This window comes from Methylobacterium sp. WL120 (genome assembly GCF_008039465.1).
In the GTDB taxonomy this organism is placed as follows: Bacteria; Pseudomonadota; Alphaproteobacteria; order Rhizobiales; family Beijerinckiaceae; genus Methylobacterium; species Methylobacterium cerastii.
Genome location: NZ_VRUT01000254.1, coordinates 1 through 4,228, shown reverse-complemented (window position 1 = coordinate 4,228; position 4,228 = coordinate 1). Strand labels below are relative to the sequence as shown.

At 59.5% G+C, this 4,228-nt stretch carries 5 protein-coding genes; 1 reads left to right on the top strand and 4 read right to left on the bottom strand.

Annotation, left to right across the window (positions count from 1 at the left end; genetic code table 11):
• Window positions 1-138 precede the first annotated feature (138 nt).
• Window positions 139-366: a hypothetical protein gene (locus FV229_RS25600; RefSeq protein WP_147754623.1), complete on the bottom strand. Its 228-nt coding sequence runs from the start codon at window positions 364-366 to the stop codon at window positions 139-141.
• 912 nt (window positions 367-1,278) lie between these two features.
• Here FV229_RS25600 and FV229_RS25585 point away from each other — a divergent pair.
• Complete coding sequence (locus FV229_RS25585; RefSeq protein WP_147754620.1) at window positions 1,279-1,818, top strand: NYN domain-containing protein; 540 nt, start codon at window positions 1,279-1,281, stop codon at window positions 1,816-1,818.
• Window positions 1,819-2,514: 696 nt separating this feature from the next.
• On the opposite strand, the gene FV229_RS25575 is transcribed toward FV229_RS25585, so the two are convergent.
• The 3 genes from FV229_RS25575 to FV229_RS25565 form a co-directional block, all read right to left on the bottom strand.
• On the bottom strand, window positions 2,515-2,997 hold the full coding sequence (locus tag FV229_RS25575) for a type II toxin-antitoxin system YhaV family toxin (protein ID WP_147754618.1): 483 nt from the start codon (window positions 2,995-2,997) through the stop codon (window positions 2,515-2,517).
• Between the two features lie 3 nt (window positions 2,998-3,000).
• Window positions 3,001-3,330, bottom strand: a complete 330-nt coding sequence (locus FV229_RS25570; protein ID WP_147754617.1) for a type II toxin-antitoxin system PrlF family antitoxin — start codon at window positions 3,328-3,330, stop codon at window positions 3,001-3,003.
• A gap of 186 nt (window positions 3,331-3,516) precedes the next feature.
• On the bottom strand, window positions 3,517-4,053 hold the full coding sequence (locus FV229_RS25565) for a hypothetical protein (RefSeq protein WP_147754616.1): 537 nt from the start codon (window positions 4,051-4,053) through the stop codon (window positions 3,517-3,519).
• Window positions 4,054-4,228: the final 175 nt, after the last annotated feature.

Genomic DNA, 4,228 nt, shown 5'->3' with positions numbered 1-4,228 from the left:
ACTCAATAACGCCATGTCGATCACTCCATGACCCCCCGACCAAAAAGCCAGGGGTGGGTTCAGACACGGGTCACTTCTCGATGGAAACTTCCGGCTCCGCCGGGTCAACTCTCAGCGGAAATCAACACGCGTAGGGGCTCACGAGACCGTCCCTGGCAAGTTGGCTCGAACGTAGCCACGCGAGACGAGCCGATCCCGCCGCAGCGACCGGCGCTCGGCCTCTGCCAGATCGGACAGCGCGTCCTCGATCGCCTGGACCAGCGCGGCCCAGGCGTCGCCGCGGGCGGCACGGCGATAGGCGAGCGCAATCGTCTCGGCCTCGGTCAGCCGGATCTCCACAGGCGGTTCATGGGGCTGGGGGTGCATCGCGGCTCCGAGTTGTCCAAGAACATACAAGGAACAGACAGCGAGCGGGACCGTGTTTCGACTTCGACGGCCACGCCCCGGGGAAAGGGCGGTGAAGCAATGTGGAGCGCGGGGTAGAACGCCAATGCCGACGCCGCTTTACCGCTTCCATTGCACCAATGGCCTGAGCCTCGTGGCGGATCTCAGGGGCAAGCGCTTGCCGTCGGACGCTCTGATGCGCTTTCACGCCGAGCGGATTGCTCTCGATCTCATGCGTAGTGACGATCGGGCCGATTGGTCGGCGTGGCACGTCGAGGTCTACGACGCGAAGGGACGATCCATCTGGAGGATGGCGTTCACGCACATACGGGATAGTCGCTTCACAGCGTGAGAGCGAGATCAACCATGGTTATGATCTGTACGAAATGCGGTAGTAGCCGATTTAATGAATGGAAACGTTGTATGGATTGCCGCAATGCTCGGGGGAAGGTCCGCGCTGCCCGGCTTTTGACGAACGGCGGAAAGCACACGGCTTCTCAGTGGAAGGCGTTGCTGGCTTCGTCTCCGACCTGCGCTGTGTGCGGGCAGCATTGGGCTGATATCCCTCCGCGTCGTGACGCCCGCTATAAGTCCGTTTGGACCAAAGGACACAAGCTTGCGGTCTATCACGGCGGTACGAATGATATCGGTAACATACAAGCCGAATGTTTTAAATGTAATTTTCAAAAGAATGCTGGATCGTTAAAGCGTACGGGAGCATGAAGCGCTCTGCTTATTGCTTAAATTCTGACGCTCGGTGCTCATCCTTGAACGTTTGCCATGGGTGGTAATTGGGCCTTGGTGGTTGACCTGGAAGCAGATGTTCCGCGTTGTGACACTGCCCTAGTAACCGACTGTTGGCTCCCCATATCTCAGCAATAGGGAGATACGCGCATGGCCGACTGGATCTACGTCGACAATTCCAATGTGTTCATTGAGGGCAAGCGCGTCAGCGCTGTGAAGTTGGGACTCGCGCCCGACATATGGGACGCAGTTCAGCATCGCATCCTCGATAACGACTACCGCATGAGCTTCGGTAAGCTCTATGAGTTCGTTGCTGGCGATAATAGGGCCGAGACTGCTCGCGCTATGCTGTTCGGCTCGCGCCCGCCCGAAAACGATGCGATTTGGGATATTGCCAAGCGCGCTGGATTTGAGGTGGTGACGCACGACCGCAACTTCGCGAACAAGGAAAAGAAGATCGATACCGGCTTGGTCGCAGCGCTCACCCGCGACGCCTACCGCAACGCTAAGCGGGGTGACATCTTCACCATTGTATCTGGCGACAACGACTACGTGCCAGCTGTTCAGCAGCTTCGCGAGGATGGGTTCCAAGTCGACGTCGTTTTCTGGAGCCACGTTGGCAAGGAACTGCGCGAAACGGCGTCGAACTTCATTTCGCTCGACGCGCACCTCGATAGTCTACGAGTTTAGCCCTGTTGCCGGAAACATCTCCAGCTGCCTGTAAGCGGTCGTTCGCTACTACGGCAAAGCATCAGGAACGGATCCAGGGCGTGGGTTCCATCCGTCAGATTTCGACCACTAGGCTGGCGGCGCCCCTGCGCTAAGAGTCGACCCACTATCGAGGACAGGAGCCACCATGTCCCATCGGTCGCGAAACGGATCGAGCCACCCAGTGGCGAAGGCTGGATCAGTTAAATACGGATACGACGGCAGCAAGCGCCGCATGTCGTGATCCTTGTGCGCTCGGCCGTCTTTCCCAGGTGCAGCGAGCCAAGCTTGGTGGGATGCCGTCAGAACTTGCGCCACAACCGCGCTAGGCAAAAGCCAGCATTTAGGCGGGTCGTTTAGCGTTTTTCCAAAATCCACAAAGCAATAGAAAAGTAGATCTCGGATCATACTTTCGTGCTTTTGCTTCATATGCCATCCGCCATCCGCGCCGATATCTCTACGAGCTTTTACCTGGACGGCGGCTAGTGCACTACCAACCCGATCAGAAACGATGATATCGGCGTCTGGAACACCGGCTGGCGCAAGAGCGGCGATCTTCCCGCGTCTCAACAGTTGGCACATCACGTAGTGCTCAGCCGCCGCACCAAGGATAGTCGAGTTGCTTGTGGCAGGAACCGACATTGTTTGATGGCCGCTGTTCGGTTTTTCTTCAAGAAGTTACTTGGCTTTGGCTTTTTTCAGCTGCTCCACGGCCGCCTCGGTAGAGGCCGCCGTGTGCAACGCCTTCCAGCCGTCGGGCGGGTTGCCTTTGTCCAACATCCCCTTGAACACGTTATAAGCGTCTGTTTTGGAGCCGTAAGCCCGCAACGTGTTCTCGTCGTTCACCCATGCGAATATAATTATCTGCGTTTTACTGTCATAGCGGAAGAAAATGCGAAATCGGCCGTTGCCAAATTTGGCTCGAAACCAGTGTTTCCGTGTTTTACCGAGTGTGTCCCCTTGACGATACTCTTGCCGCGTTGGATCGGCTGGGATCGTTTCGAAGAGCAGCTTGCGAAGCATTGCGATGAACTTCGCTTGCGCCCTGTTCTGGTAGCCCTTCGGATCGGCCGTCTTGGCCGTCTCAACGGCAGTCGTGGCCCTCTCAAGCTGATCGAGCAGCAGGGGATGAGCGAGGATCGTCCAGCCGTTAATGACCATGGTTCAGAGCGTCACGGCTCCGTCAATCTCCTCGTTGAGATCGACATGCATCCCGGCTGTGAGCGCGGCCATGCGTTCCGCAAGGTCGGCAGGGAAGGCCGAAAGGTGCGATGGGTTGCGAGCCATGTCCTGCGCCAGGAACGTCAGAAACCCGTCAATCACCGGGTCCATATCCTCCTCCGGTCGAAGCAGGCTCACCCGGCCGCCCTCTTCGAGGACGTAGGCGATTTCGCCGCCGTAGCTCACGCCGAGCGCTTGGCGCACAGACTTGGGAACCGTCGTCTGTCCTTTCGCCGTGATCTTGCTGCGCTCACGAACAAGGGTAGCAGCCATGGAATCCTCCATCGTTCGTAGGTAAGGATTATTCCTTACCTTATGAAGAGGGTTGCTGCAATAGCGCGAAGCCCCTTCGGGTGGTTTGCAAACTTAGCTAGAAACGTCGATCTGAGCGTCCTGCCATTCCTTCAGAGTGCCATCGAGACCACGGGGGCGAGCGCCAAGCCCGCCCCGTCGTCTTCATCAGGTAAGCTCCGGCTCCAGGTCGTGCGACCGGTACGACCACGCCTCGGTCACATGTCTCTGGATTTTCCCCGCTAAGGCTTCCGGGTTCTCGCCGGCACCGTGGATGGTGTTGTGGATATGCACGTCGCCGCCCGTGCGACCGCCGCCACCCTGCTTTTGGAAGCCGGTACCGCCCGCATTGAGACCGGGTCGGGCCTGGTCCGCAAGACCCTGAGGCGTCGGGCGCGCCGGTGCCGTGCTGGCCAGGCCCGCAGCGTCCGGTGACATCGCATCGGTCCCCCCAAAGGCGTTCGTCTTCGGCTTGAGCAGGTTGCTAGGCAGGCCAGGCGGCAGTGCGGGCTTGAAGCCTTCGACGGCCACGGTGGACTTCTCCGTCACGGCCTGGACGGCAGCGGCGGCCTCGGTCGAGCGGCGGATCGCGAGCTTGGACGCCCGTTCCCACTCGGTCTTGACCTTGTTGTCGCTGTTGCCCTGGATGACCTCGAGCTCGAGTTCGCCGGTCTCTCGGTTGACCCGCTTGTTGCCGGTCGCCATGCCGACATGGCCGCCGGTGGCGCCGACGCCCTTGCCGCGATGTTCGACTGATCGGCCCCCACGAGGTGGTCCAAGGGTAAAGTTAGTGCACGGTGGGCCGCTCCGCCACGGGTAGCTTGGCCGGCGGAGCTGGTCTGGCGAGCGCAGCCGGCCAAGCGGAGAAGGCTGGCATGAA